This window comes from Hydrocoleum sp. CS-953, from assembly GCF_002260545.1.
In the GTDB taxonomy this organism is placed as follows: Bacteria; Cyanobacteriota; Cyanobacteriia; order Cyanobacteriales; family Microcoleaceae; genus Trichodesmium.
In genome coordinates this window covers 1-4,071 of the sequence record NZ_LGSU01000654.1, presented here as the reverse complement: position 1 = coordinate 4,071, position 4,071 = coordinate 1, and the positions used below count along the sequence as shown (strand labels likewise).

Here is a 4,071-nt window from a genome sequence, read left to right as displayed (position 1 = left end):
GAGTAGGGGAGTAGGGGGAGTAATTTTTGGGGTACTCTCTTGAACAAAATGCGCTCCTTTTTGATTTTTCGGGAACCGTGCATAAAGAGCTGAAAACCAAGGTATTTCGGATCTAAAAAGGCTAAAACCTTTATCTATAAATGCTTTGATATTTAATCAGCAAGCCCTAGATAACAGCAATTGAAAATTAACTAGCTTTTAGCTTTTAGCATTCAGCTATCAGCTATCAGCTATCAGCTCTTATACCAATTCCCAGGCATTAATGTTATACTTATGCAAAACTTCAGCTATTAAGTAATTAGGAGAAAAGAAATTACTTATTTGCTAATTTAAGCTAATTTAAAGTTGATTATTATTATGTTAACTTATTTTTTCGGAGGTCACATTAAACATTTTTGATTCAATAAAATGTAAAAAAGTTTTTGAGAAATAGTATTATAGCTCTGGGTTTAAATCCACGATTTCTATAAACCTGAAGGTGCACGGTGGGGTTAAATCCCCTTTTAAACATTTACTGCTAACTGCTGATTACTTTTTTTAAGGGTTTTGATAGCTAAAAATTGGCAAAATTAACTACATTAATTAATGCTATAATTGACTAATAATTCTCATAAAACGCTACTAGATGAAATTTTTCTGTGCAGTCATTATCAGCGCTCTAATTTTTATCTCTCTAGAACAAGTCGGCCAATCATTACCATCTGACCCAATACCCACTTCTGAACAGTTGACTATTTTTCAGGCAGTTATTCTGGGAATGGTACAAGGATTAACAGAATTTTTACCTATTAGTAGTACCGCTCACCTGAAGGTTGTCCCTGTAGGGCTAGGTTGGGGAGACCCTGGTGTAGCCTTTACTGCGGTTATTCAATTAGGCAGTATTGTTTCTGTTGTTTGGTATTTCTGGGATGACTTGACAAAAATCACAATTGGTACATATAAATCTATTCTCAAATCTGACTACCAGTCCCCAGATTTCAAAATGGCAGTTGGCATTGCCTTGGGCACCCTGCCAATAGTATTTTTTGGATTGTTAATTAAACTATTTATTCCAGATTTTGATAACTCTCCACTGCGCAGTACAGTAGCGATCGCCATTGCTTCAATAGTTATGGCTTTGTTATTAGGAATAGCAGAAAAAATTGGCAGCCGAAAACGTAACTTTGAACAACTAGATATTAAAGATGGCATCTTGATGGGTATGGCCCAAACCTTAGCATTAGTTCCTGGAGTATCTCGGTCAGGCTCAACTATTACAGGGGGGTTGTTTATGGGATTAGAAAGAGCTACAGCAGCAAGATTTTCTTTTTTATTAGGTCTTCCAGCAATTACTTTGGCAGGTTTAGTCGAACTAAAGACTCTCTTTGATGAAGGTTTTGGAGGTATAGGCTTACTTCCTACCATTGCTGGTATTATCTCTGCAATAATTTTTTCTTATATAGCAATTGCTTGGTTAATTAAATACTTACAAACTAAGGATACTTGGATATTTGTTTGGTACAGATTAGCTTTTGGGGTATTAATCTTAGTGGCGATCGCTGGTGGTATGTTGGAAAATGTTTAGTAGTAAAATCTGGCGTTGGTAAATTAGGGTATGATTGGTATTTTTTGGTAATTGCTAAACTATTGAATAACAAATATTTGAGATTGTTCAATTTTTATTTTCATACCTTGATTGACCAACACCTAAAATCTTTGGCTAAGAAAATGAATTTGGTTTTAAAGACAATTTTTAGAAGGCAAAAAGTAATAGAATTTTATTCTAAACTATGCCGTCAGAGAAAAATGTATAATACCATTTCTCAAAAATCTTGCTATATTTGATTGGGTGGAGGAGGGACGTTGCATGTAACGTCCGTACACAGAATAATAATGAACATTAACTGGATAATAATTAGGGAATAATTTATTTTCTTTGTGTTAATTACTTGATAACTGAAGTGTCACTCAAGTATAGCCTTAATGCATGGGAATTGGTATAAGTGGAAAGATATTTAATTTTAGTAGGGGTGAACGACTGTTCACCCCTAAAATCAGTATATTATTTGTATTTTGCTTCATTAATGGATAATTGAAGTAGCACTCAGCACTCAGCACTCAGCTATCAGCTTATTCTTGGTGTATAATGGGGTATTTAAACCCCTAAAAAAGCGCACCACTAATTTTTCGCTCCTCTTGTGGGAGACCTAAACCCTTGGATTTTTAGCTGTTAACCTAGTTTCTCCGCAGGAGGCGAGCTAAATGTTGTTTGCGTAGCATTTCGTAAGGAAAAGCTAATAGCTAGTTAATAATTACCTTTGGTTAAAGCCGAAAAGATTAAACAATTATGCGGAAATCTTATTTCTTGTTTCTCCTTGAAACGAGAGGCTTTAAACCGAGATGAATTAATTATCAATTATCAATTATCCATTATCAATTATCCATTATCCATTAAGACATTGCTTGAATAATATAGTCAAAATAAGGAGCAGTTTCTTTCGCATCTTCTTCATCAAGTAAAGCAAGACTTGCTTCCTTTAGACAACGAATTGACTCTACCATTCCAGGAACAGGTACACCCAAGGAGTTATACATTTCCCGAACACCTATCAAACCAATACTTTCAATGGGGTCTTTATCCCCAGCTAGTACCCCGTAGGTAATCAAACGTAAGTACCAACCATAGTCCCGGAGGCATAAGGCACGTTCGCGCTGGCCAAAAGCATTACCTCCAGGAGCAATAAAATCTGGACGCCTCCGCCATAACTCCTGACTAGCTCTGTCCACAATTTTTTTCTGATTTTCAGAAAGCACGCTAGCAATCTTGACACGCTGCGTACCTGTTTTCAAAAAATCATTTATGGATTTAAGTTCCCCACTACTGGGGTAACGTAATTCATCGTCTGCTTTGAGAATAACTTGGCTAACTACACTCATAATTATCGAAAATTTGCTGAATTATATTTCATTTTAACCATTGACTGCCTTTCCAGGTCATCAAATTTTCTAGGTTCTCGTTTATACCAAAAATTTTATGGAGCAATAACTAGGTTGGCGTTAAAAATTATTTTTACGACAAGCTAACATAAAACAGCTTATCTGGTAATTTATTCTAAATTTTGAGTAATTTTACTTTTGGCTTAAAAGTTTTGTTTTTTTGTGGCTCTCTACTTAGGGGTTGCTGAAAAAGTCTTTTTTAAGGAGTAGGGGAGCGGGGGAGTAGGTAGGGACGTTGCATAAGGGCGTCCGTACGGGAGTAATTTTTTTGGCTCAACTATGTGCCAGAAATGCGCTCCTTTTTGATTTTTCGGGAACCGTGCATCAAGAGCTGAAAACCAAGGTATTTCAGACCGAAAATTGCTTAAACTTTTATCTGTCAATGCTTTGATATTTAATCAGCAAACCCTACTTATGCCAAACTAATATGAAGTTAGATAGAATAAAATTTTAATCAGAGTTAACTATAAATAAATACAGTCAAGTTAATTAATTTATAATTCTTTGGTAAGCATTCAGCCGTCAGCTAACAGCTATCAGCTTCTGGGAAATATCTACATTTCCAGCCACACAATGTATGGGTTTACAACTTAACCCTCGTTTTTGTACTTCAATTTATGGCTTGAAAATATACTATAAGTTAAAATATTTGCTTAATTCATAATTAGAGCTGTTTCGCTTTCCTATGGAATGCTAACGCAAACGCGACATGTTTGCGGAGCAGTCCGTCAGGATAAAGCGCAGCTCGTCCGCAGGAGGCTAGCTGACTGCTAATAGCTGAATGCTTACATTCTTTGAGCCTCACATAAAATTGGTATTAAAGCTTTAAATAGTTTCTTAGCTGCAATTATAGTTATTTAACTTAAGAATGAGACATTAAGTTACACAATAATAACGGATAATTTCATCTAAAGATTTATGTGCAGGAGCATACATTATACTTTTGCTACCTTGGTTATCTTCCCACCACTTTCTATGTAATCTATTACCTTTTGTCTTACATTTAAGCTATAAGTCATTCTTTAAACTACTCTCAATTCTATTTGAAAATTTTGCTCTGTTTTTGTCTCATCCTTAAGTTAAACGACTATAATT

3 protein-coding genes are annotated in these 4,071 nt (G+C 35.2%); 1 reads left to right on the top strand and 2 read right to left on the bottom strand.

Annotated elements, in window-relative coordinates:
• Nucleotides 1–625: 625 nt before the first annotated feature.
• Nucleotides 626–1,564 carry an undecaprenyl-diphosphate phosphatase gene (locus AFK68_RS07420; RefSeq protein WP_094672202.1) on the top strand — a complete coding sequence of 313 codons (939 nt, stop codon included), beginning with the start codon at nucleotides 626–628 and terminating at the stop codon, nucleotides 1,562–1,564.
• Nucleotides 1,565–2,430: 866 nt separating this feature from the next.
• On the opposite strand, the gene AFK68_RS07415 is transcribed toward AFK68_RS07420, so the two are convergent.
• Together AFK68_RS07415 and AFK68_RS44480 are read right to left on the bottom strand one after the other, a co-directional pair.
• A complete protein-coding gene (locus tag AFK68_RS07415; RefSeq protein WP_094672201.1) occupies nucleotides 2,431–2,916 on the bottom strand; it encodes an allophycocyanin subunit alpha-B in 486 nt (161 codons plus the stop codon).
• Between the two features lie 995 nt (nucleotides 2,917–3,911).
• Nucleotides 3,912–3,995, bottom strand: coding sequence for an IS630 transposase-related protein (locus AFK68_RS44480; protein ID WP_094672200.1), 84 nt, complete (start codon nucleotides 3,993–3,995; stop codon nucleotides 3,912–3,914).
• Nucleotides 3,996–4,071 lie beyond the last annotated feature (76 nt).